This window comes from Xaviernesmea oryzae (genome assembly GCF_900109605.1).
In the GTDB taxonomy this organism is placed as follows: domain Bacteria; phylum Pseudomonadota; class Alphaproteobacteria; order Rhizobiales; family Rhizobiaceae; genus Xaviernesmea; species Xaviernesmea oryzae.
The window spans coordinates 238,072-259,467 of sequence record NZ_FOAM01000007.1; the positions used below are offsets into that span (position 1 = coordinate 238,072).

Annotated in this window: 19 protein-coding genes and 1 riboswitch; of the genes, 10 read left to right on the plus strand and 9 right to left on the minus strand. The window is 65.1% G+C overall.

Annotated elements, in window-relative coordinates:
- Window positions 1-134 precede the first annotated feature (134 nt).
- Window positions 135-1,052, minus strand: a complete 918-nt coding sequence (locus BMX61_RS11305; RefSeq protein ID WP_075629725.1) for a LysR family transcriptional regulator — start codon at window positions 1,050-1,052, stop codon at window positions 135-137.
- Window positions 1,053-1,328: 276 nt separating this feature from the next.
- On the opposite strand from BMX61_RS11305, the gene BMX61_RS11310 reads away from it, so the two are divergent.
- The 8 genes from BMX61_RS11310 (at window position 1,329) to BMX61_RS11345 (ending at window position 8,369) form a co-directional block, all read left to right on the plus strand.
- Window positions 1,329-2,306, plus strand: a complete 978-nt coding sequence (locus tag BMX61_RS11310) for a zinc-binding dehydrogenase (RefSeq protein ID WP_075629724.1) — start codon at window positions 1,329-1,331, stop codon at window positions 2,304-2,306.
- 58 nt (window positions 2,307-2,364) lie between these two features.
- Window positions 2,365-2,495: riboswitch (TPP riboswitch) on the plus strand.
- A 102-nt stretch (window positions 2,496-2,597) separates the two neighbouring features.
- Window positions 2,598-4,406 carry a phosphomethylpyrimidine synthase ThiC gene (thiC, locus tag BMX61_RS11315; protein ID WP_075629723.1) on the plus strand — a complete coding sequence of 603 codons (1,809 nt, stop codon included), beginning with the start codon at window positions 2,598-2,600 and terminating at the stop codon, window positions 4,404-4,406.
- Complete coding sequence (thiO, locus tag BMX61_RS11320) at window positions 4,406-5,392, plus strand: glycine oxidase ThiO (RefSeq protein ID WP_075629722.1); 987 nt, start codon at window positions 4,406-4,408, stop codon at window positions 5,390-5,392. Before thiC ends, thiO begins: the two co-directional genes overlap by 1 nt.
- Complete coding sequence (thiS, locus tag BMX61_RS11325) at window positions 5,389-5,586, plus strand: sulfur carrier protein ThiS (protein WP_075629721.1); 198 nt, start codon at window positions 5,389-5,391, stop codon at window positions 5,584-5,586. Before thiO ends, thiS begins: the two co-directional genes overlap by 4 nt.
- Before the next feature lie 5 nt (window positions 5,587-5,591).
- Window positions 5,592-6,407: a thiazole synthase gene (locus BMX61_RS11330; protein WP_075629720.1), complete on the plus strand. Its 816-nt coding sequence runs from the start codon at window positions 5,592-5,594 to the stop codon at window positions 6,405-6,407.
- 1 nt (window position 6,408) lies between these two features.
- Entirely contained in the window at window positions 6,409-7,026 is a 618-nt protein-coding gene (locus BMX61_RS11335; protein WP_075629719.1) for a thiamine phosphate synthase, read from the plus strand.
- Window positions 7,027-7,050: 24 nt separating this feature from the next.
- Entirely contained in the window at window positions 7,051-7,980 is a 930-nt protein-coding gene (locus BMX61_RS11340; RefSeq protein ID WP_234794655.1) for a hydroxymethylpyrimidine/phosphomethylpyrimidine kinase, read from the plus strand.
- A 17-nt stretch (window positions 7,981-7,997) separates the two neighbouring features.
- Window positions 7,998-8,369, plus strand: a complete 372-nt coding sequence (locus tag BMX61_RS11345) for a YybH family protein (protein ID WP_075629718.1) — start codon at window positions 7,998-8,000, stop codon at window positions 8,367-8,369.
- 303 nt (window positions 8,370-8,672) lie between these two features.
- Here the strand turns inward: BMX61_RS11345 and msrQ are convergent, their stop codons facing one another.
- Window positions 8,673-9,335 (minus strand): protein-methionine-sulfoxide reductase heme-binding subunit MsrQ, encoded by a 663-nt coding sequence (gene msrQ / locus BMX61_RS11350; protein ID WP_075629717.1) that lies wholly within the window; start codon window positions 9,333-9,335, stop codon window positions 8,673-8,675.
- Window positions 9,335-10,285 (minus strand): protein-methionine-sulfoxide reductase catalytic subunit MsrP, encoded by a 951-nt coding sequence (gene msrP, locus BMX61_RS11355; RefSeq protein WP_075629716.1) that lies wholly within the window; start codon window positions 10,283-10,285, stop codon window positions 9,335-9,337. The genes msrQ and msrP overlap by 1 nt, the downstream gene beginning before the upstream one ends.
- Window positions 10,286-10,848: 563 nt before the next feature.
- Between msrP and BMX61_RS11360 the strand changes: the two genes are divergently transcribed.
- A complete protein-coding gene (locus BMX61_RS11360; protein ID WP_075629715.1) occupies window positions 10,849-11,688 on the plus strand; it encodes an SDR family NAD(P)-dependent oxidoreductase in 840 nt (279 codons plus the stop codon).
- Here BMX61_RS11360 and BMX61_RS11365 read toward each other — a convergent pair.
- From BMX61_RS11365 to BMX61_RS11375, 3 genes are all read right to left on the minus strand, one after another.
- Window positions 11,685-12,431 (minus strand): hypothetical protein, encoded by a 747-nt coding sequence (locus tag BMX61_RS11365; RefSeq protein WP_075629714.1) that lies wholly within the window; start codon window positions 12,429-12,431, stop codon window positions 11,685-11,687. The two genes, BMX61_RS11360 and BMX61_RS11365, sit on opposite strands and share 4 nt — an antisense overlap.
- A 121-nt stretch (window positions 12,432-12,552) precedes the next feature.
- The gene (locus BMX61_RS11370; protein ID WP_075629713.1) at window positions 12,553-15,072 is read right to left on the minus strand and encodes a methyl-accepting chemotaxis protein; all 2,520 of its coding nucleotides are present in this window, start codon (window positions 15,070-15,072) and stop codon (window positions 12,553-12,555) included.
- 151 nt (window positions 15,073-15,223) lie between these two features.
- A complete protein-coding gene (locus tag BMX61_RS11375) occupies window positions 15,224-16,183 on the minus strand; it encodes an extensin-like domain-containing protein (RefSeq protein ID WP_083639650.1) in 960 nt (319 codons plus the stop codon).
- A 365-nt stretch (window positions 16,184-16,548) separates the two neighbouring features.
- On the opposite strand from BMX61_RS11375, the gene BMX61_RS11380 reads away from it, so the two are divergent.
- Window positions 16,549-17,235 (plus strand): GntR family transcriptional regulator, encoded by a 687-nt coding sequence (locus BMX61_RS11380; RefSeq protein ID WP_075629711.1) that lies wholly within the window; start codon window positions 16,549-16,551, stop codon window positions 17,233-17,235.
- Between the two features lie 34 nt (window positions 17,236-17,269).
- On the opposite strand, the gene BMX61_RS11385 is transcribed toward BMX61_RS11380, so the two are convergent.
- From BMX61_RS11385 to BMX61_RS11395, 3 genes are all read right to left on the minus strand, one after another.
- Window positions 17,270-18,439: a pyridoxal phosphate-dependent aminotransferase gene (locus BMX61_RS11385; RefSeq protein WP_075629710.1), complete on the minus strand. Its 1,170-nt coding sequence runs from the start codon at window positions 18,437-18,439 to the stop codon at window positions 17,270-17,272.
- Window positions 18,440-18,496: 57 nt separating this feature from the next.
- A complete protein-coding gene (locus BMX61_RS11390; protein WP_075629913.1) occupies window positions 18,497-19,771 on the minus strand; it encodes an NAD(P)/FAD-dependent oxidoreductase in 1,275 nt (424 codons plus the stop codon).
- Between the two features lie 322 nt (window positions 19,772-20,093).
- On the minus strand, window positions 20,094-21,359 hold the full coding sequence (locus tag BMX61_RS11395; protein ID WP_075629709.1) for an ABC transporter substrate-binding protein: 1,266 nt from the start codon (window positions 21,357-21,359) through the stop codon (window positions 20,094-20,096).
- Between the last annotated feature and the right edge of the window lie 37 nt (window positions 21,360-21,396).

Below are 21,396 nucleotides of genomic sequence, written 5' to 3' on the forward strand. Positions count from 1 at the left end.
ATTCCCCTTGCAAAACGCCTCTTTCGAGGCTGGCCGATCTAACGCCGGTCCTTGGATGGACCGGAGAGTTTCATGAAACTTGCGCGCACACAATTCGTCTTTTTGTGTTCCCCGTGTAGCAGAAAACGATGCACTCAGCCGCTGGAGCCTGCCCGCGTGAAGCTCTCGCGCAGAAAGCGGTCGATATGGTCGAGCAGCTTGGTGGCGGCGAAGGGCAATTGCCGCTCGGTGGCGACCGAAAGCGTCAGCGGCGTCTTCAGCGCCCGGCCTTCCACCAGCGGGCGAGCCACCAGCTGGCCGAGCCGGCATTCGCGCTGCACGGTGAAGGCCGGCAGCAGCGTCACCGCGACGCCGCTCAAGACAAGCTCTTTCAGCATTTCCAACGAGCCGGTGACGAAGACCGGATCGAGCGGCAGTCCTGCGGCGGCAAACAAAGCGTCGAAAGCCTGGCGCGCGCCGAAGCCACGATCGGGCAGGGCGAGTGGATGGCGCGCCAGCTCGGCCACGCTGACCTCGGCCAAGGCAGCGAGCGGATGGTCCGATGCGGCCACCAGCTCATAAACGATCTCGGCCTTCAGCCGCACCTTGGTGCCGGGATGCGGCTCGGAAAACAGGGTGACGGCAATATCGGCTTCGGCTGAAACCAGCGCCTCGACCGACTGGCGGGCACTGGTGGCGGCGATCTCGAAGCGGATGCCGGGAAAGCGGCTGCTGAAATCGGCGAGCGCCGGCGCGAGCAGGCTTGCCACCACCGCGCCGCTGGCATGGATCACCACCCGCCCACGCTTCAACCCTTCGAGATCGTCGATCAGCTGGCGGACATTGTCGAGCTCGCGCAGCGTCCGTCCCGCCCGCTCCGCCAGAAGCTCGCCCGCTGCCGTCAGTCGGATGCCGCGCGCCGAACGCTCCAGCAGCGGCGTGCCGAAATAGTGTTCGAGCTGGTCGATCTGCCGCGACAAGGCGGTTGGCGCCACGTTCAGCCGCTCGGCCGCCGCCCGCAAGGACCGCGCCCGCACCACCTCGTCGAAATAGATCAGCGCCCGGACCTGCATCCATGCCCCCTGCCGATGCTTCTCCCGAAGATGCGGGAGATATTATGCATAGCGCATGAATGCGCGCGGGGGGAGGGGCTGACACGCCAAGTCCTGAGGCTGAATCTAAACCATGCCTCCGGTGACGCGCAGCCTTATGAACCCGTGGTCTGGCTGGTGGCGGGGCTTGTCCTATATGCGTCGCTTACATTTAGTCTCAGACGCGCAACCCGAGCAGGCCGTTGCAATCAAGCGGCTCCGCGTGGGCGGCCCCGGAAAAATGAAGGAGACGTGACCATGCGCAGTGCGGTTCATGACCGGTTCGGCGATCCGGCGGAGGTCTTGATGGCGGCGGACTGCGACCGTCCGATGCCTGCTGACGGCGAAGTGCGGGTGCGCATGCATCTTTCGCCGATCCACAATCACGATCTCTGGACGGTGCGCGGGTCCTACGGCATCAAGCCGCCGCTGCCGGCCATTGGCGGGAGCGAGGCCGTGGGCACTGTGGACGCCGTGGGGCCCGGCGTCGATTCGGGTCTTATCGGCCGGCGTGTGGCGGCGGCGGGCCTGCGCGGCAGCTGGGCCGAGTTCTTCGTGGCGCCGGCAAAGGCTCTTGTGCCGTTGCCCGATGCGATTTCCGACGAGGCCGGGGCGCAGTTGATCGCCATGCCCTTCAGCGCGCTGTCGCTTCTGGAATTTCTGGCGGTGCAGCCGGGTGACTGGGTCGTGCAGAACACCGCCAATGGTGCTGTGGGCAAGGTGGTGGCGATGGTGGCGGCCGCGCGCGGCATCCACACGGTCAATCTGGTTCGGCGCGACGAAGGCGTGGCTGAACTGGCGGCGCTCGGCATCGACCATGCCGTTTCCACCGCCACTGCAGGATGGCAAGACAGGGTGCGTGCACTCACTGGAGATCAGGGCGCACGCGCTGCTGTCGATTCGATTGGTGGCGCGGCCTCCAGCGATCTTGCCGACCTCCTTGGCGAAAACGGCCTCCTCGTCTCCTTCGGTTCGATGACCGGAGAGCCGATGCAGATCCCTTCCGGCTCCGTGATCTTCAAGCAATTGACGATCAAGGGCTTTTGGGGCTCGAAGGTCTCTGCCGCCATGGCGCCCGAGGATAAGGCGCGGCTGATGGGCGAGCTGATCCGGCTGGTCGGCGAAGGGCGCATCATACTGCCGGTCGAGGCGGTCTTCTCGCTCAACGAGATTGGCGAAGCGGTGGCGGCTTCGCTCGCCGCCGGTAAGGCTGGAAAGGTGCTGTTGAAACCCTGAGCCGGCTGCGCCTGCAGAAGCGGCCTTGACGACGCCGCAAAGCCGGCTCTACACTCCACGCATTCACCAGGGGTGTCCCGCAAGGGGCTGAGATTCCGCTGGGCTTTGCCTGATGAGGGCAAGCAGCGCGGTGACCCGTTGAACCTGATCCAGTTCATACTGGCGTAGGGACGGTGCGAGCGCGGCGGGCGTGCCCTCTTTTCGGGGTGCGATCAGACGAATCTCCCGCGTTTTTCCATCATTCCGGCTGACGTGACTGGGTCTCCAACCTTAAAAACTTGGAGCTCCACGATGAATATCGCCCCGCAATTTCCCCGCCCCGAGGTCACCACCGGGCCGCTGCCCGCCTCCACCAAGATCTTCGTTCCCGGCGAGATCCACCCCGAGATCCGCGTGCCGCTGCGCCAGATCGCGCTGCATCCGACCTCCGGCGAGCCGCCGGTCAATGTCTATGACGCCTCCGGCCCCTATACCGATCCGGCTGCCACCATCGCCATCGACCAGGGTCTGGCCCGGCTGCGCCGGGACTGGATCCTCGCGCGCGGCGATGTCGAGGCTTATGACGGCCGGCGGGTCAAGCCGGAGGACAATGGCTTCGTCAGCGGCGACAAGCTGACGCCGGAATTTCCCGTGCGCCATCAGCCGCTGCGCGCCCGGGACGGCAAGGCCGTCACCCAGCTGGCTTATGCCCGCGCCGGCATCATCACGCCTGAGATGGAATATATCGCCATCCGCGAAAACCTCGGCCGCAAGGCGGCGAAAGAGGCGCTGGAGCGCGACGGGGAGAGCTTCGGCGCGCACATCCCGGATTATGTGACGCCTGATTTCGTGCGCCGGGAAGTCGCCGCCGGCCGCGCCATCATCCCCGCCAATATCAACCATCCCGAATCCGAGCCGATGATCATCGGCCGCAATTTCCTGGTGAAGATCAACGCCAATATCGGCAATTCCGCCGTCACCTCCTCCATGGCCGAGGAAGTCGAGAAGATGGTCTGGGCGATCCGCTGGGGTGCGGATACGGTGATGGATCTGTCCACTGGCCGCAACATCCACAATATCCGCGACTGGATCCTGCGCAATTCGCCTGTTCCGATCGGCACCGTGCCGCTCTATCAGGCGCTGGAAAAGGTCAATGGCATTGCCGAGGATCTGACCTGGGAGGTGTTCCGCGACACGCTGATCGAGCAGGCCGAACAGGGCGTCGACTATTTCACCATCCATGCCGGCGTGCGGCTCGCCTATATTCCGCTCACCGTCAGCCGCGTCACCGGCATTGTCTCGCGCGGCGGCTCGATCATGGCCAAGTGGTGTCTTCATCACCACAAGGAGAGCTTCCTTTACGAGCATTTCGAGGAGATCTGCGACATCTGCCGCGCCTATGACGTCTCCTTCTCGCTGGGCGATGGCCTGCGCCCCGGCTCGATCGCGGACGCCAATGACCGTGCGCAATTCGCCGAGCTGGAAACGCTGGGCGAGCTGACGCAGATTGCCTGGGCGAAAGACTGCCAGGTGATGATCGAAGGCCCCGGCCATGTTCCCATGCACAAAATCAAGGAGAACATGGACAAGCAGCTGAAGACCTGCGGCGAGGCGCCCTTCTATACGCTGGGGCCGCTGACCACCGATATCGCGCCGGGCTATGACCACATCACCTCCGGCATCGGGGCGGCGATGATCGGCTGGTTCGGTACGGCCATGCTCTGCTATGTCACGCCGAAGGAGCATCTGGGCCTGCCGGATCGCGACGACGTGAAGACCGGCGTCATCACCTATAAGATCGCGGCCCATGCCGCCGATCTCGCCAAGGGCCACCCGGCCGCGCAACTGCGCGATGACGCCCTGTCGCGCGCCCGCTTCGAGTTCCGCTGGGAGGATCAGTTCAACCTGTCGCTCGATCCGGAAACGGCACGGTCCTTCCATGACGAGACCCTGCCCAAGGAGGCGCACAAGGTCGCGCATTTCTGCTCGATGTGCGGACCGAAATTCTGCTCCATGCGCATCTCCCACGACATCCGCGCCGAGGCGCAGAAGGAGGGCATGGAGGCCATGGCGGCGAAATATCGCGAGGGCGGCGACCTTTATATGAAGGTCGAGGACTGATGCGCATCCTGGTCAAGGGCGCGGGCGTCGGCGGACTCGCCGCCGCCTTCGCGCTTCACCGTGCCGGCCATCGGGTCACGCTCTGCGAGAAGGCGCCCGGCCTCGGCGCCGGCGCTTCCTGGCTTGCCGGCGGCATGCTCGCGCCTTTTTGCGAGCGCGAAAGCGCTGAGGAACGGGTGCTGACCGAAGGGCTGCGGGCGGCCGACTGGTGGGAGGCGGCCGTGCCCGGCGCGGTGACGCGGGCGGGGACGCTCGTCGTGGCGCCGGAGCGCGACATGAGCGAGCTCGACCGCTTCGCCCGGCGCACGCGCGGCTATGAATGGCTGGATGCCGATGGCATCGCGGCGCTGGAGCCGGCGCTTTCCGGACGGTTCCGCAGGGCCCTGTTCTTCCGCGAGGAGGCGCATCTCGATCCCCGCCGCGTGATGACGACGCTGACGGAGCGGCTGGGTGCGGAGGGCGTCTCGGTCCGTTTAGGTGCTGCCGCCATGGAAGATGGTTTCGACCGGGTGGTGGACTGCACCGGCGCGGCCAGGCGCGGCGATCTTGCCCGGCTCAGGGCCGTGCGCGGCGAGATGCTGCATCTGGAAACCGATGAGGTGACGTTGTCGCGCCCCGTGCGCCTCCTGCATCCACGCCATCCGCTCTATGTCGTGCCGCGCGGCGAGGGGCGCTTCATGGTCGGGGCCACCATGATCGAGAGCGAGACCGAAGGGCTTGTCAGCACCCGCTCGGTGATGGAGCTTTTGAACGCCGCCTATGCGCTGCATCCCGCCTTTGGCGAGGCGCATCTGGCCGAGGCCGCAGCCGGCCTGCGCCCGGCCTTTCCCGACAATCTCCCCGACATCCATGAGGAGGGTCGCATGCTCTTCCTCAATGGCTTCTACCGCCATGGCTTTCTCCTCGCGCCCTCCATGGCCGAGGCGCTGGTCGCGCGGCTGGCCGAAGCCTCGTCGCCCATTCTTTCGAAAGGAGCTGTCGCATGAGACTGATCGTCAATGGCGAGCCCGAAAGCCTCGATGTCGCCACGCTGACCGAGCTGCTCGCCCAACTCGACTATGAGGGCGATTGGCTGGCCACCGCCGTCAATGGCGAGCTTGTCCATCGCGAGGAGCGTCCCGTCTTCACGCTCAACGACGGCGACCGGATCGAGATCCTCTCGCCCATGCAGGGAGGCTGACGAGGATGTTCACGCTATACGATACGACGCTCTCATCCCGCCTGCTGCTCGGCACGGCCCGCTATCCCTCGCCGGCCATCCTCGAAGAGGCGGTCAGGCGCTCCGGCGCCGGCATCCTAACCGTGTCGCTGCGCCGAGAGCTGGCCGGCGCCAAGGGCGACAAGAGCCGGGGCGGGGCGTTTTTCGAGATGATCAAGGCGCTTGGCGTGCGTGTGCTGCCGAACACTGCCGGCTGCCATTCGGTGCAGGAGGCGGTGCTGACGGCGAAGATGGCGCGCGAGGTTTTCGCCACCGACTGGGTGAAGCTGGAGGTGATCGGCCATCACGACACGCTGCAGCCGGATGTCTTCGCGCTGGTCGAGGCCGCCCGTATCCTCACCGCCGAGGGCTTCAAGGTCTTCCCCTATACGACGGAGGATCTCGTGGTCGGCGAAAAGCTGCTGGAGGCCGGCTGCAAGGTGCTGATGCCCTGGTGCGCGCCGATCGGCTCGGCCATGGGGCCGGTCAATCCCGCCGCGCTCAAGGCCTATCGCGCCGCCTTTTCGGACGTGCCGTTGATCGTCGATGCCGGCATCGGCCGGCCCTCGCATGCCACCGCCGTGATGGAACTCGGCTTCGATGCGGTGCTGCTCAACACCGCGGTTTCAGGCGCCGGCGATCCCGCTGCGATGGCGCAAGCCTTCGGCCAGGCGATTGCCGCCGGCCGCACGGCCTATCTCGCCGATCCGCTGGAGCCGCGCGACATGGCCGTGCCCTCGACGCCCGTCATCGGCAAGGCCGTCTTCGACATGGCTCCGGCCGCAGCCTCGGGAAGGGCATAGCATGAGGCTCGACCCCTTCTACCTCATCGTCGACAGCGCCGACTGGATCGACCGGCTGATCCCGCTCGGGGTCAAGCTGGTGCAACTGCGCATCAAGGATCGTTCAGACAGCGAGATCGCCGCCGAGATCCGCCGCGCCAAGGCGACCTGCGCCGCCCATGGCGCCACGCTCGTCATCAACGACTATTGGCGGCTGGCCATCGAAGAGGGCTGCGATTGGCTGCATCTCGGGCAGGAGGATCTGGCCGAGGCCGATCTTTCCGCCATCCGCGCGGCCGGGCTGAAGCTCGGCCTCTCCACCCATGATCCCGCCGAGCTATCCACGGCGCTCGCTGCCGAGCCCGATTATGTCGCGCTCGGCCCCGTCTATCCGACCATTCTGAAGGCCATGCGCTGGGCGCCGCAGGGCCTGGACCGTATTTCCGAGTGGAAGGCGGCGGCAGGTGACGTGCCGCTGGTGGCGATCGGCGGTCTCACGGTCGAGCGGCTGCCCGGCGTCTTCGCGCAAGGCGCCGACAGCGCCGCCGTCGTCACCGACATCACCCGTAATGCCGATCCGGAAGGCCGGACGCGGCAATGGATCGCCGCGACGGCCGGCCAGCGCGGGCGCGGCGCCTGACGTGAAACCAACCGATGGGTCATCATGAGCGAGCCGGGCAAGACGCGGGAAGAGGGCAAGGCCGGAATGGCGCGCAGAGCGACGTCCTCTGAAGACACGATCACGCGGGCTTACGGTGGACAAGGCCGGCCGGCCCCACGCGTGTTGGTCATCGCCGGCGCCGATTCTTCGGGCGGCGCAGGCGTGGCGCGCGATCTCGAAACGCTTTCCGCCTTCGGCGTCCGCGCCTGCCTGGCGGTGACGGCGGTGACCGCGCAGACCCATCGAGAGGTCACGGAGATCAGCGCCGTCGCGCCCGCTCTGGTGGCCGAGCAGATGCGCACGGCCTTTGCCGCTGACGCCGTGCATGCCGTCAAGATCGGCATGCTCGCCACATCAGGGACCGTGGCCGCCGTCGCCGATGCGCTCGATGCCTGGCCCGATGTGCCCGTGGTGCTCGATCCCGTGATTGCCAGTTCCTCCGGCAGGCTGCTGCTCAGCGAGGATGGCTTGGCCACCTTGCTGCAACGCCTGCTGCCGCGCGCGACCTTGGTCACCCCCAACCTGCCGGAGCTTGGGCTCCTGGCTGCGGGGCTTGCCGCCGCGCCGGATGCCTCCCGATCCGCACCGAAGGGCGCTCCCGCCGCGCGCGAAAATGCCGCCGGCCTGCAGGGCGTAAGCGCCGCCATCGCCTCGCCCGCCGCGAGGCTCCTTGCCCATGGCGCAGCAGCGCTGCTGGTCAAAGGCGGGCATGACGAAGGCGATGAGGCGATTGACTGCCTGTTGCGCACTGGCCAGCCGGCACAGCGCTTTGCCAGCGCCCGCCTGCCCGTCAGCCTGCGCGGCACCGGCTGCATGCTGGCAAGCGCGATTGCGGCCGGCCTTGCGCGGAGCGAGGATCTCACGGATGCTGTTTCGCAAGGAAAGGCCTATCTGACGCGGCGCTTCGAGGTGGCGGAAAACCTGTGCGTCTGACATGCGGGAGTGAAGACATGAGCCCCCAAGAGCATCTCAAGCATTACGAATCCCTGCTGGCGCAGCGCCGCTTCGAGGTCATCGCTCCCTTGATCTCGGAGCAGGCGATCTTCTGGTTCAATGACGGCACCCATCGCGGTCTTGCCGAAATTCGCGCCGCTTTCGAGCGCACGTGGATGGCCTTCCCAGACGAGGTTTACTGGCTCGAAAATATCGAATGGATTGCGCTCAGCGATATCGCCGCGAGCTGCGCCTATCATTTCAGATGGTCCGCCAGCCGTGATGGCCGGCGCCTGGAAGGCGGCGGTCGCGGAACGACGGTGCTTAGGGTCGAGGACGGAGGATGGAAAACCATCCATGAACACTTGAGCAGGTTTCCGCAGGTTTAGGCATGCAATATCTTGAGCCCCGCGCCCAGCGCATGGCTGCACTGCAGCAAACTGTCTATCTCGCACTTCTTAAACCGATTATAACCACATCCATCGAAGCGTTACACCTCCTCCTCCCGTGACGCTTCGAGATGTCGACGACCATCTCCTCCTCCCATTGGTTCGTCGGCCCCAGAACGGCAGCATCCTCCTCCCGCTGACCGTTCACCTTTCGGAAAGCCTGCCGCACCTCCTCCCGCGGCAGGCTTTTCCATTTTCAGCGCGTTCCCGTTCGGCTCTTGGCCATCTCTCCTTCGGCGCGGATCAAGCCTGCTTGACCACGCGTGCGGTCTGCGAGCCCGGTGCGGGTTTCGCGTTGCGTTTGCGGGGAATGAGCGGCCGCGCGGCGCGGTAGAGCAGCAGGATCAGGATCAGCCCGATATAGATCGCCTGTTCGGGCGAAAGCACCTTGGTGGACAGGGCATAGTGCAGGAGCGCGCTCGCCGCCGCCAGGTAGATGAGTCGATGCAGGAGGGTCCAATTGCGCCCGAGCTTTCGGATCGACAGACGGTTCGACGTTACTGCCAGCGGCACAAGCATGACGAAAGCGGCCATGCCGAACATGATGAAGGGCCGCTTCAGCACGTCCTGCAGCACCACGGCGAGATCCAGCGCTTGGTCGAGCACCATATAGACGGTCAGGTGAAAGGCAACATAGTAGAAACAGAGTAGGCCCAGCGCCCGGCGATAGGCGATCAGGTTGATGCGGAAAAGCTCGCGCAGAGGCGTCACCGCCAGCGTTAGAATGAGAAGGCGCAGCGCCCAGAGGCCAAGCGTCTTCTCGAAGCTTTTCACCGGATCTGCGCCGAGCCCGCCGGTCGCGCCCTGGTAGAAGGCCCAGACAGCTGGCAGAAGACCAAGCCCATAGAGCGCCCAGATCAGGCCCGGCTGCCAGCGTTTGAACAGGCTTTGCGATGCTGCCGCCATCAGAAATTCGCCTTGAGATCCATGCCGCTGTAGAGGCTTGCCACCTGGTCGGCATAGCCGTTGAAGGGCAGGGTGGGATGGCGGCTGGCGCCGAAGAAGCCGCCTTCGCCGATCTTGCGCTCGGTCGCCTGGCTCCAGCGCGGATGGTCGACCGCCGGATTCACATTGGCATAGAAGCCGTATTCCTGCGGATTGGCGGCCTGCCAGGTGTTCATGGGCTGCTTGTCGGTAAGCGTGATGCGCACGATCGATTTGATGCCCTTGAAGCCGTATTTCCACGGCACCACCAGCCGGATCGGGGCGCCATTCTGGTTCGGCAGCGTCTCGCCGTACAGACCGACGGCCAGTAGTGTCAGCGGATGGCGCGCCTCGTCGAGTCTCAGACCCTCGACATAAGGCCAGGGAAGCGACTGGAACAGGCTGTTCTGCCCCGGCATTTCCGCCGGGCGGACAATGGTCTCAAAAGCGACGAACTTGGCCGAGCCCAAGGGCTCGACCTTGTCGAGAAGGGCGGCCAGCGGGAAGCCGTCCCACGGGATCACCATCGACCATGCCTCGACGCAGCGCATGCGATAGATCCGCTCCTCGACCGGGAAGGCCTTGATGAGTGCGTCGATATCAAAGGTCTGTGGCTTGGCCACCATACCATCCACCGCCACCGTCCAGGGGCGTGGCTTAAAATCACCCGACAGGGCGGCTGGATCCGCCTTGTCGAGCCCGAATTCGTAGAAGTTATTGTAGGTGGTCACGTCTTTCCGGGGCGTGACCTTGTCCTCGACCTTATAGGCGCTGGGCACAGTGGTGAGTGTCTCTGCCCGTGCGGCGGGCGGGCGCAAAAACGCCGCAAGCGTACCGGCGGCGCCGGCAGCCATCAGGCCGCGACGCGAAAGATAGGCCGTCTTCGGCGTGATCTCGCTGGCGGGAATGATCGGGGGGCGAAAAGCCGGCATGGTCAGGCGTCCTTTCTGAAAGGCTCCGGATGACGCGTCTTTGCGGCAGACGCTGGCACCGGATCTGCGAAAACCGATAGGCCCGCGGCGCCCGCACGAAAAGCCAAGTCTTCGTGAGCAGCGCCTGATCGATCGCCTAGCGCTTGGGGCGGACGGGGATCGTCCGCCTCATGCAACGCTATACGCGGAGACGGCGCATCCGGTTTCACGGCATGTGTGTGCGAAGGCTGAGAGCGAGACACCTCCATCATAGTCCGCGCTACGGTCACGGTCTGCTGCTTCGCCGCCATGCGGATGCCGCGCCCAGCGGCAACCATGATCTGCCGTTGCGGAGAGCAAGAGCATCTAGGGATGAAAGGGCGTGATCGTGCCCAACACGCTCAGGCTGAAGGTGAAGATGATCATCCTAACGAGACAATTCGTCCGCGTCTTCCTCGGTTATCGTGGATGCGCGCATTCTTATATCCAGGCGATCTCTCGCGCACCGCCATCTTTGTTCCTGGCGAATGCTGCGCGCTCCCATAGATAGGCTGCAAGGCCGTAGCTTGGATGGAGGAAAAAACATGAAACCCTTGAACGACACCGTGTCCGTCGTCACCGGCGCGGGCCGGGGCATTGGACGGGAAATCGCGTTGCATCAGGCGCGGGCTGGTGCACAGGTGGCGCTGATGTCGCGCACGCAAAGCGAAATCGACGAAACCGCGCGGATGATCGAAGCCGAAGGCGGAATTGCCCTCGCGCTGGCGCTGGATGTGGCGGATGGTGCGAGTGTCGAGAAAGGCCTTGCGCGCGTGGTGGAGGGCCTGGGCCCGATCGACCTGCTCGTCAACAATCACGGCGCCTTCAGGGCCTTCGGCCCGATCTGGGACTGCGACCCGGAGACCTGGTGGGGCGATGTCGAGATCAACCTGCGGGGAACCTTCAATACCTGCCGCGTGGTGGCGCCTGCCATGCGGGAGCGCGCGCGCGGCCGGATCGTCAATCTCGTCGGCGGCGGCACGGGCAACAGCTTTCCCCATGGCTCCGGCTATGCGGCGAGCAAGGCGGCCATCATGCGGCTGACCGAATGCCTCGATGACACGACCCGCGATGTTGGCGTCTATGCCTTCGCAGTCGATCCCGGCCTCGTGCGCACGCAGATGACCGAGTTGCAGCTGAATTCAGAAGCCGGCAAGACCTTCCTGCCCGGCATTCAGGATCTCTTCGCCGAGGGCGTGAACATACCGCCCGCGCGCGCCGCCGCGCTGATCGCCGATATCGCGGCCGGCCGCTTCGATGCGCTGCATGGCCGCCTGTTGCGCGGGGTCGATGATCGCGATGCGCTGGAGCAGGAGATGGACCGTGTGGTCGAAACCGACGGCCGCGCCTTGCGCTTCACCGGGTTGACACAGCCGAAGCTTTAAGCCGCGCCGCTTTCTGAAATTATCCGGCTGAAACGCATGACGATATCGGCATAAGCCTCAGCATTCTTGCCGGATCCGTTGTAGGCTCGAATTGTCTGCCTAAGGTCGCTAGGATACTTTTGTCTCTTCGAGTCAAGTTCTTGAAATAGGCGATCAAGGCAGGCGTTGAGGTCGCCCCAGAGGCCGGTCCGAGATGGATCGGCCGTCCTGTCGTCTGGCGTCGCACGCCAAAATTGTTCGTCATTGCGAATGTGCTGGAGATCGTACTGGAAAATGCCGTAGCCGTAATATAGCTGCCCGGTTGGCTTCAGCCCGCGCGCGGTTCTCGATGCGTCGCTCGCCTCGATTAAAGCTTGGGCGAGATGACCAACCCTACTATCCTCAATGAAAGCGCGCGTGTCGCGAGGGAACGCTCGACGCGGTGTGTTGTTGTCCAAAACCATCAGACGCAGGATATCAGACGGCGTGTATCGCTTTCTCAAGCTCTTGGTATACCATGCATATCCGCTTTCCTGACAAGCGATCGCACAGACCAACGCCGGAGAATAGTGCGAATTGCGGGTCCTTTCTATGATCGACGGACCAAAATTCGTCATCAGCCATCGCGCCGCGGCAGGCACCAGCCGATCATCGAGGCTTGGGCTCATTTGCCAAGCGCGCACCGGTGTGCTGCTCTGGCAGAGAGCAAGGCCGGATGCGGTTGCGACGGCAAAAAATTGCCGGCGGCTCAAATCAGACGTCATAAGGCTCCTCCTAGTTCCTCTATACGTCATGATTGCATAAAGCTATTTTTAATCAACCTGTCTGTCACCTGCGGATGCTGTCGCCTTCCTGTCGGCTTCGCCTAAAGAAGGGCTGCGCGCTTCACGCCGCCCATCGCGCGCCTTGCGCGCCGTTCTCCAGCCGGAAGCGGGACAGAAGACTGTTGAGCGTGACGATATCCTGAGCAAGCTGCTGCGTTGCCGCGCTTGCCTCTTCGGCCATGGCGGCGTTCTGCTGGGTCATCTTGTCGAGCGCATTGACCGAGCCGTTGATGGAGCCGAGAGAAGCGGACTGGTCTTGGCTGGCGGACGCCATCTGGTCGACCTGGCCGGCGATCTCGATGATCTGATCGGCAATCTCGGTCACGGCAAGGCCGGTATCCTCGACGAAATGCGACCCGGCGGCCACCTCTTCGGTGGAGCGGCGGATCAATTCGCCGATTTCCTTGGCGGCCTGGGCAGAGCGCTGGGCGAGATCGCGTACCTCCTGAGCGACGACAGCAAAGCCCTTGCCGGCTTCGCCCGCGCGCGCGGCCTCGACGCCAGCATTGAGTGCGAGCAGATTGGTCTGGAAGGCGATCTGGTCGATGACGCTGATGATCTGGCCAATCTTCTGCGAGGCATCTTGGATGCGCTGCATGGCATCCACCGCCTTGCGCACGGTGGTGGCAGAGCTGCCGGCCTTGCTGCGCGCCTGCTGCACGATGCTGCGGACATCATTGGCGCGCATGGCGGCGGTGCCGATCAAGGCGGAGGTTTCCGACAGCGTGGCCGAGGCTTCCTCCAGCGCTGCGGCCTGCTGTTCGGTGCGCCGGGCGAGATCGTCCACCGAGCCCGCCATCTGCTGGCCATTGTCCTGGATCGCGCCGGTCAGCCCCATCACCTCGGCAAGCGTTTCGCGCAGGCCGGCCACGGAGGCGTTGAAATCATGGCGCAGCCGGTCCAGATGCGGCGCAAAGGGTGTGTCGATGCTGAAGCTGATATCGCCACGCGACAGGCGCGACAGCGCGTCGGCCAGTGTCTCGACGACGAACTGGCTCTGGCGCGCGGCTTCCTGCCGTTCGGCCTCGTTGCGCTGGCGCTCGGCGTCGCCCTGCCGGCGGCTGCGCTCGGCTTCCTCTTCGATCGACAGCTTGGCGATGGCGCTCTGCTTGAAGATGGAAAGCGCGCGGGCCATGTCGCCGATCTCATCGGCGCGGCTTTCGCCTGTGACATCCGTCTCCAGCGCGCCATCGGCCAGGCGGCGCATGGTGGCGGTGATCTGGCCGATCGGCCCTTTGAGCGTCATCACCAGAATGCCGCCGGCCAGCATGGCGATCAGCATGCCGGCGATCATCGCGCCGACCGAGATGGAATTGGCCTGGTCGCGCTCGGCGCCCGCGCTCTGCTTCTGGCTTTCGGCGAATTGCGACAGCAGGCCCCAGAGCTGGTCGATCTTGGCGGCGGCGACAGTAAATTCCGCCTGTCGCTTGGCAACGAGATCGACGATCGTGCGGGCATTGGTCGAAAGCGCACCCAGCGCGTCCTTGGCCTGGGCGGGCATGGTCGAAAGTGTCTTGTCATCCGGCAGGGCCGTGGCCAGGCCGGAGAGCGCCTGACCGTAGCTGTAGAGCGCCTGGTCGATCAGCTTGGCATTCGCCTCGTCGGGCTTTGCGCCCAGTTCGGCGAAGAGCACGCGGATCTGGTTGGCGTTGCCGACGATGCCGCGCAGCTTGTTGCCGACATTGTCGGCCTTGGCGATCTGCGCCTCGGCGGCGGCCAGGTCGCCGACGGCCTTCATCAGCGTCTGGTCGGCCAGTTCCTTGACGGCACGCGCCGCGGAGCGCGCTTCGGCGGCGCCATCGCTCAGGTCGTGCGGGGTCGAAGGATCTGCCTTATAGGCGTCGGCGCCGCGCGCAAGGGTGGCGAGCGCTGCCTCCAGCCTTTGCACAGGCGCCGGCTGGTCGGGTGAAAGGCTGTCCTTAGCCGCGGTCAGGGCCTCCTGCGCGGCCGGCAGGCCGGCATCGATCGCCTTGACCTGGGCATCCGGGCCCTGAACCAGGGTAACGGCCTGCGCGAAAGTCTCGCTCTTGTCAGCCAGGGCGGCAATGGTCAGGGCCAGCTTCAGGCCGCTCTTTGCCTTCTTTTCCACCTGCTTGGCCGCGCCCAGCAAAACGAACGCCTGCTTGCCGACGGCGGCCTGCAATGCGATCAGCGCATCGAGCTTGGTGTTGACGTCGGCCCCGGCCGCCTCTCGCGCCTGATGCAGGCTCCAAAGCTGGTCGATATTGGTAAAAAGCGTATCCGACTGCGCTGCGACATCATCTAGGGCTGCGACATCCGTCTGGGCCCGCATGGCATCGGCCATATGCTTGAGGTCGGCAATCTGCGCCGAGAGCGCGGCGCGCGCGGCCTCGTGCGTTTCCGGCGCGGGCTGCATCAGGAAGCGGGACATGCCGGAATAGACCTGCTTGAAGCCGGTGAGCGCCTGCATGATGCCGTTTGAAATCTCCATCCGGCCCTGAAGCTGGCCGGAAATGTAAAGCCCGGTCAGGCCGACGGCGGCGATACTCAGGACGAAGGGCGCCACCAGAACGAGAACCTTGGTCTGGATCCTGATCCGCGACATCAGACGGTCGATCATGCTTATCCCCCAACCGCCATCCCGTGGGCGGGCTACTTTGTGCGCGAAGCTTGACGGAAGATGTTTAAAGCACGGTGAAGCCGGTTAGAGGTTTATCGCGGGCGTTCTGAAAGAAGCTCGGCCAAATCGGGCGCGTGCGCTCTTGTTCGGGCTACCTGCAGTAGCGATAGTCCGCCTTGCGCTGGAGAACGTCGAGATGCAGGTGGTCTTCATGGGCCTCGTCGCTACCGGGGTCGAGCACCGTTTCGAAATAGAGGCATCCGGTGGCCGTGACCGCGCGCTGGAAGGCGCCGGTCAGGGTGCCGTCCTCGTCGCGCGGCTGGATGGCAATGGTCTGGCCGTTGCGGAAGCTGAAGGAGGCGATATCGATGGCATTGCCCCGCGCATGTTCGGAGATCTTGCCGGTGGCGGCATTGTTGCGCAGGCGGCAGACATAGCTCGACGCCTGATTGAGCCGCGTCAGCGCTCCATCTTCCGACATGGCCACCTTGGCGGCGGGCTGAACCGACTCCTTCACCCAGCGGGCCAGCTCGAGTGCCGCCTCGCAGCGCAGGGTGGCCGCCGGCGCCACCTCCACCCCTGGGAGGATGGCGGTCACCGAAATCGGCCGGTCGATGCCGCATCCCTTGCCATCGTCGATGCGCGGCCGTTCCTCGAACTGCGCGCCGATCGCCTTGAGATCGGTGAGGCACTGGGCATAGGAGGCGGGATCCTCCGGCGCAACCGTCAGAACCGGCTGCGCGGGCTCAGGCGCCTTGCCCTCTTTTTGGGGCGGAGCGCTTGCGTCGGGCGTAGCATCATCCTGAACCTTTGTCTTCTCAGGAGAGGTTGGTGCTTGCTCCTTTGAAGCATCTGGCGGCGTCTTCTTTGCGGGATCTTCGGGCTCGGCGGGCAGCGGCGTCGGCGCATCCGGCGCAGCGCCCTGGGGAGCAGGCGGTTTATCCTTCGGCTTGGGCACGTCGGCCGGGGCCGGTGCAGCCTTGTCGCCCGGCGGCGATGCGGGCTGTGCCTGCGGTGCCGAAGGCTTTTCAGCCGGCAGGGGCACGTTTTCGGGAAGTGCGGCGGCGGCCAGAAGCAGAAGACCTGGCAAAAGCAGGAAATGATGTCGCATGATGGTCCCCTCCTGATCCCGGCGCGGCGGCATAGGCCTCTTCGGCATGCTTTCGCGGCGGCTTGTTGAGCATCAACTAGGGCTGCCGTGCCGGCGGGCGAGGTCCAAAACGCGCCGAGCAAAGGCATCGCCAGCGCGAGCTTGGTGCAGGGATCTGTGCATGGCGGAGCACTGGCCTTGCCAGCCTAAGCGACCCGCGCCATGAAGAACCATGTTTCAGCCGATGGTCGGCACGCTTGCCTCGGCCGGGCACTCGACGGCGGCCTCCGGTGCCGGATATTTAGCTTTGTCGCCCGGGTGCACCTTTCGCTGGACGTCTTATTTTATCGTGCTTGTTTTATGATGCCTTTGCAGAAGGAGGCTCCATGAAGCCTGTTGGCTCGCCCCGATCGTCCCCTCGCGCCGCTGTGCAGGACGGCGTCTACAAACAGGTGCGCCAGGCGTTGATGTGGGGCGAGTTCGAGCCCGGAAAGCTCATCACCCTGCAATCGCTGGCCGATACGTTCGGCACCAGCCTGATGCCTGTGCGCGAGGCGCTGCGGCGGCTGGCGGCGGAAACGGGGCTGGAGGTGGCGCGCGGCGGATCGGCCCGCGTGCCGGCGATATCGCGCCAGCGCTTGGACGATCTCTGCCAGACTCGAAAGGCCTTGGAAGGCCTGGCAGCCGAATGCGCAGCGGCGCGCATGAGTGGCGAGGAGATCGAGGCCTGCCGCGACATTGCTCGCGAGCATGAGCGACTGGGGCGCAATGGCGAGGTCTATGCCATGCTGCGCCACAACCAGGCCTTTCACTTCGCCATCTATGAAAAAGCTGGCTCCGACGTGCTGCCACCGCTGATCGAAATGCTCTGGCTGCGCTTTGGCCCCTATATGCGGCTTCTGTCCGATCTCGTGCGCGCGCAAATGGCCGAGGGGTCGCTGCCGGATTATTCCACGCAGCATTTTGCGCTCGTCGATGCGCTCTCCCGCCGCGACGGGCCGGCCGCGCGGGCCGCCATGGTGGCTGATATCGAGGCCACGCAGGCGCTGCTGCGCGGCCTGTGCCCCGCCTGAGCAAAAGGGCGCACAGCAGCGACGTGTGCGAGCCCTAAAGACTGCCGAAGAACCGCTGCAGCCGGTCCATCGCCTCGGAAATGCGCTCGATCGACTGTGATCCGAAACAAACGCGCAGGTGCCCTTCGCCGGCCTGGCCATAGAAGCTGCCGGCCTCGACTACCACCTCGGCCTTGTCGAGGATCATCTCCGCCAGCGTTTGCGCCGGAATGCCGGTCCCGGTGATATCGGGAAACGCATAAATCGTGCCTTCCGGCCAGGCACAGGTGACGCCGGCCATCTGGTTGAGCCGGGTGACGACGAGATCGCGCTTGGCCTTGTCCTCGGCCACCAGATCCGCCAGCACCTCCGCCGGCCCGGTGACAGCGGCCAGCGCGCCTGCCTGGATGAAGGTGTTGACATGCGTCACGTCGCTTGTCGTGATCTTGAGAATGCCTGGGATCATCGCAGCCGGTGCGGCGAGATAGCCGATGCGCCACCCATCCATGGCGAAGCTCTTGGTGAAGGCGAACATGGAGATCGTGCGCTCGCCCATGCCCGGCAGCGAGGCGATCGAGATATGTTCGGCCTTGTCGAACAGGATGTCCTCGTAGACCTCGTCGGAGAGCACGACAAGATCGTGGCGGATGGCGAGGGCCGCCAGCCCCTCCAGCTCGGCCCGGCCATAGACACGGCCCGTCGGGTTGCACGGGTTGACCAGCGCGATCGCCTTGGTGCGCGGCGTGATCTTCGCCTCGATCAGATCGGGGTTGATCGAGAAACCGTTTATCGCGTCGAGCGGCGCGAAGACCGGCACGCCACCGGCAAGCTCGATCTTGCCCAGATGCTGGGGGTAATAGGGTTCGAGCAGGATCACCTCGTCGCCCGGATCGATCACGGTCATGATGGCGGCATAGGAGGCATGGGTCAGGCCATTGGTGACGACGATCTCGTTCGCGGTCACGTCGAGCCTGTTTTTCTCCTGAAGCCGCTTGGCCAAGGCTTCCCGCAGCGCCGGAATGCCCTGGAAATGCGAATAATGCACCTGGCCGGCCATCAGCGCATCCACGGTTGCCTGTTTGACGGCCAGCGGCGTGTCGGCATGGGGGCTGCCGAGCTCCATGTGGATGAGGTCGCGGCCGGGGCCATCCACCGTCAGGGCCTTGGCGAACATGCCATAGGATTTCTTCGAGCCGGAGGTGATGCGTTTGGCGAGATAGGTCATGGGACTGGTCTTTCGAAGAGAGGCCCCGGCCGAGCGTGTGGGCTCAGCCTTGGCGGGTCATGCGATGCGGGTCAGGCGATCCTTCAGCCGCGCCTGGATCAGCGCGGCGGAGGCAACAAGCGGCGTGAGGCGGTGAAAGGGCAGGGCGCTGGCTTGCCGCAGCGGAATGGGCTGACTTTCCAGAGGCGCGCCGAGCGCGCAGCCAGCGAGCACGCGGCCCAGCTGGGCGGTCATGGCGATGCCACGCCCGTTGCAGCCGATGCCGCCGAAAAAGCCCTCGCCGAAGCGATAGAGCCGGGGCAGGAAGTCCGGCGTCATGATGGCCGTGCCGGTCCAGGCGGCGGCCAGACCCGGCGTGGCCGGCAGGCCAAGCTCTGCCGCCAGACGGCTAGCGACATGGCGGCCGACACGGCTCAGCGCGCCGACCGGATTGACGGCCATGCCACCGCTGATCAGCCGGTTCTCCCGGTCGAGCCGGTAGGTGAAGAGGTTCTGCCGGGTGTCGCCGACGGGCAGGCGGTGCGGCGCGATGCGCGCCACCACCGTCGCATCGACCGGGCGCGTGGCGACCTGATAGACGCGCAGCGGTACGCCGGTGCGGCCCATGCGCCCGGCAATGCCCTGGTTGAAGGCATTGGTGGCGAGGATCACGCTGTCGGCGGTGATCTGACTGGTGCCCGCCGTCACCCGCCAGCCTGTGCCGGCGCGGTCGACGGCGGTGACGCTGGTATGCTCGCACAGCTGGCCGCCATGCCGGGTCAGCGCGGCTGCCAGGCCGAACAGATAGTTCAAGGGATGGATCGTTCCGCCCGAACGGTCGATCAGCCCGCCGCTGTAAAGGCTCATACCGGTTTCAGCGGCGACCTCGGCGGCCGAGAGCGCCTCCACCGGCCGCCCCAAGGCCTGCCAGGCCTGAGCGCGGGCCTGAAGAAGGCGGGCCATGGCATCACCATAGGCCGGTTGCAGCCAGCCTGTCTGCGCGCCGTCGCAGTCGATGCCTTCTTCAGCAATGGTGGCGAACACGGCATCGCCGCCCGCGCCGACCAGCGACAGCAGGGCATCCGCTTTGTCATTGCCAAGCCGGGCGCGCACGGCGGCAGGGTCGGCCTTGGCGAAATTCGGCACGACGAAGCCGGCATTGGTGCCGCTCGCGCCCGCGCCGAGCCTGCCGGCTTCCAGCACCACGACGCTGCGCCCGGCGCGCGCCAGATGCAGCGCGGCGGTGAGCCCGGTAAAACCGGCGCCGATGATCACGCTATCGCAGCGGCTGGGTAGGCCTGTGGTCGTGTAATCGGGGCGGGGATGGGACGTTAGCGTCCAAAGCGTCTGCATGAAGAACCGATGGAAAGTCGCCGGAGGCTCCAGCGAAATGGGGCGGCGAGCCGCTTTTGCTTCCGGCCGCATTGGAGCGCCAAGCCCGCTGTGCGGGCCTGGCAAAGCGCGAGGGAAAACCGCGCCGTTCGTTCGCGTCACCCTTCGGCTTGAGCCGAGGATCCATCTTTCAGGGATCGATGGACCGCCGGGTCGGGCCCGATCGTGACAGGGAACCGCTTGGCAGTCCTCTGCCAGCCGGTCGAACCGCGCCCGCCGCATGGTCAGGCTGTGCCCGGAGCAAGCCGGGCATGCCCGGTAAAGAGCGGCCCGGCGGCGCGTCTTACTTCACGGTCGCCATGATCTTGCCGACCTCGTCGGCGCTCATCTCGCCTGCTGTTTCCACCTTGCCATCGGCAATCTTCCAAAGGCGGAAGGGGCCGGTGATGTCGCCATACTGATCGAACTGAACCGGACCGATAACGCCCTCGTAGCGGATCGGCTTGCCTTCGCCGATCAGCTTCAGCGCCTTGGCGAATTCTTCCTTGCCGGCATAGATCGGCTCGCCCTTCGCATCGGTGACCTTGTAGATCGCCTCGCGGATCTTGGCGGGATCTTCCGAACCGGCAGCGGCGATGGCGAGACCGGCGATGGCGCCGGCGTCATAGGCGCGGTCGGCCGCCGGGTTCGAGGGCTCGATGCCGCCGGAGAAGCTCTTGTAGTTGGCGTTGAAATATTCGGTCGACTTGGTCGGGCTGGTGCCGGACGAGGTGCCGTAGGCGCCGTTCAGATAGTCCGCACCGACAGAGTCGATGAAGTCAGGGCTGTTCATGCCGTCGTTCAGCAGGAATTTCTGCACGCCGCCCTGCGAGATCCACGTGCGGGCGATGGTCGCGCCATCGACGGGATAGCTGATCAGATAGAGCGCATCCGGCGCGCCGTTCATGGCGGCGGTTACCTCGGACTGATAGCTCGACTGCTTCTCGTTGTAGGGCGTGACGGAAACGACCTCGCCGCCCATCGCCTTGTAGGCGCGCGAGAACTCCTTGAACATGTTCACGCCGAAGTCATTGTTGACATGGATGACGGCGAGCTTCTTGAAACCCTGGTCGATCGCATATTTGGCCGCCGCGATACCCTGCAGCGCATCCGAGGTGATGGTGCGGAAGAAAATGCCGTTGGTCTTGCCTTCACGGCCGAGCGTGGTCAGCGTCGGCGAGGAGGAGGCGGGCGAGATCTGCACCACCTTGGCCGGGGCGGTGACGGATGTGAGGATCGGGATCGAGACCGAGGAGATGATCCCGCCGATGACCACGGGCACCTTTTTGACCTGGACAAGCTGCGTGGCCGCATCGACGGCGACGTTGCCTTGGCTCTGGCTGTCGCGGGTGTCGGTGGTCAGCGTGCAGCCGCGCACGCCGCCGGCCTTGTTGATATCGTCGAAGGCCATTTCGACCGATTTGGCGCCGGCCTTGCCATACTCACCGGCCGGGCCGGTGAGCTCCATGACGAGGCCGACGGTGATCTTGCAATCCGCAGCCGTTGCGGGCGCTGTGTAAGCAGCGGCAATCGCGATGGCGGCGGTCGCGGTCAGGCTAAGAGACTTCATGCGGCAGTTCCCCTTTTGTGGTGGTTTCTTGAAATGG

Excerpts from the sequence above, each read along its gene's own strand:
- BMX61_RS11360 (WP_075629715.1), top strand. The coding sequence starts at position 10,849 with ATGAAACCCTTGAACGACACCGTGTCCGTCGTCACCGGCGCGGGCCGG.
- BMX61_RS11385 (WP_075629710.1), bottom strand. The coding sequence starts at position 18,439 with ATGACCTATCTCGCCAAACGCATCACCTCCGGCTCGAAGAAATCCTAT.
- msrQ (WP_075629717.1), bottom strand. The coding sequence starts at position 9,335 with ATGGCGGCAGCATCGCAAAGCCTGTTCAAACGCTGGCAGCCGGGCCTG.
- BMX61_RS11310 (WP_075629724.1), top strand. The coding sequence starts at position 1,329 with ATGCGCAGTGCGGTTCATGACCGGTTCGGCGATCCGGCGGAGGTCTTG.
- thiS (WP_075629721.1), top strand. The coding sequence starts at position 5,389 with ATGAGACTGATCGTCAATGGCGAGCCCGAAAGCCTCGATGTCGCCACG.
- BMX61_RS11340 (WP_234794655.1), top strand. The coding sequence starts at position 7,051 with ATGAGCGAGCCGGGCAAGACGCGGGAAGAGGGCAAGGCCGGAATGGCG.
- BMX61_RS11335 (WP_075629719.1), top strand. The coding sequence starts at position 6,409 with ATGAGGCTCGACCCCTTCTACCTCATCGTCGACAGCGCCGACTGGATC.
- BMX61_RS11345 (WP_075629718.1), top strand. The coding sequence starts at position 7,998 with ATGAGCCCCCAAGAGCATCTCAAGCATTACGAATCCCTGCTGGCGCAG.
- BMX61_RS11380 (WP_075629711.1), top strand. The coding sequence starts at position 16,549 with ATGAAGCCTGTTGGCTCGCCCCGATCGTCCCCTCGCGCCGCTGTGCAG.
- BMX61_RS11330 (WP_075629720.1), top strand. The coding sequence starts at position 5,592 with ATGTTCACGCTATACGATACGACGCTCTCATCCCGCCTGCTGCTCGGC.
- BMX61_RS11370 (WP_075629713.1), bottom strand. The coding sequence starts at position 15,072 with ATGATCGACCGTCTGATGTCGCGGATCAGGATCCAGACCAAGGTTCTC.
- BMX61_RS11365 (WP_075629714.1), bottom strand. The coding sequence starts at position 12,431 with ATGACGTCTGATTTGAGCCGCCGGCAATTTTTTGCCGTCGCAACCGCA.
- thiO (WP_075629722.1), top strand. The coding sequence starts at position 4,406 with ATGCGCATCCTGGTCAAGGGCGCGGGCGTCGGCGGACTCGCCGCCGCC.
- BMX61_RS11395 (WP_075629709.1), bottom strand. The coding sequence starts at position 21,359 with ATGAAGTCTCTTAGCCTGACCGCGACCGCCGCCATCGCGATTGCCGCT.
- BMX61_RS11375 (WP_083639650.1), bottom strand. The coding sequence starts at position 16,183 with ATGCGACATCATTTCCTGCTTTTGCCAGGTCTTCTGCTTCTGGCCGCC.
- thiC (WP_075629723.1), top strand. The coding sequence starts at position 2,598 with ATGAATATCGCCCCGCAATTTCCCCGCCCCGAGGTCACCACCGGGCCG.
- BMX61_RS11305 (WP_075629725.1), bottom strand. The coding sequence starts at position 1,052 with ATGCAGGTCCGGGCGCTGATCTATTTCGACGAGGTGGTGCGGGCGCGG.
- msrP (WP_075629716.1), bottom strand. The coding sequence starts at position 10,285 with ATGCCGGCTTTTCGCCCCCCGATCATTCCCGCCAGCGAGATCACGCCG.
- BMX61_RS11390 (WP_075629913.1), bottom strand. The coding sequence starts at position 19,771 with ATGCAGACGCTTTGGACGCTAACGTCCCATCCCCGCCCCGATTACACG.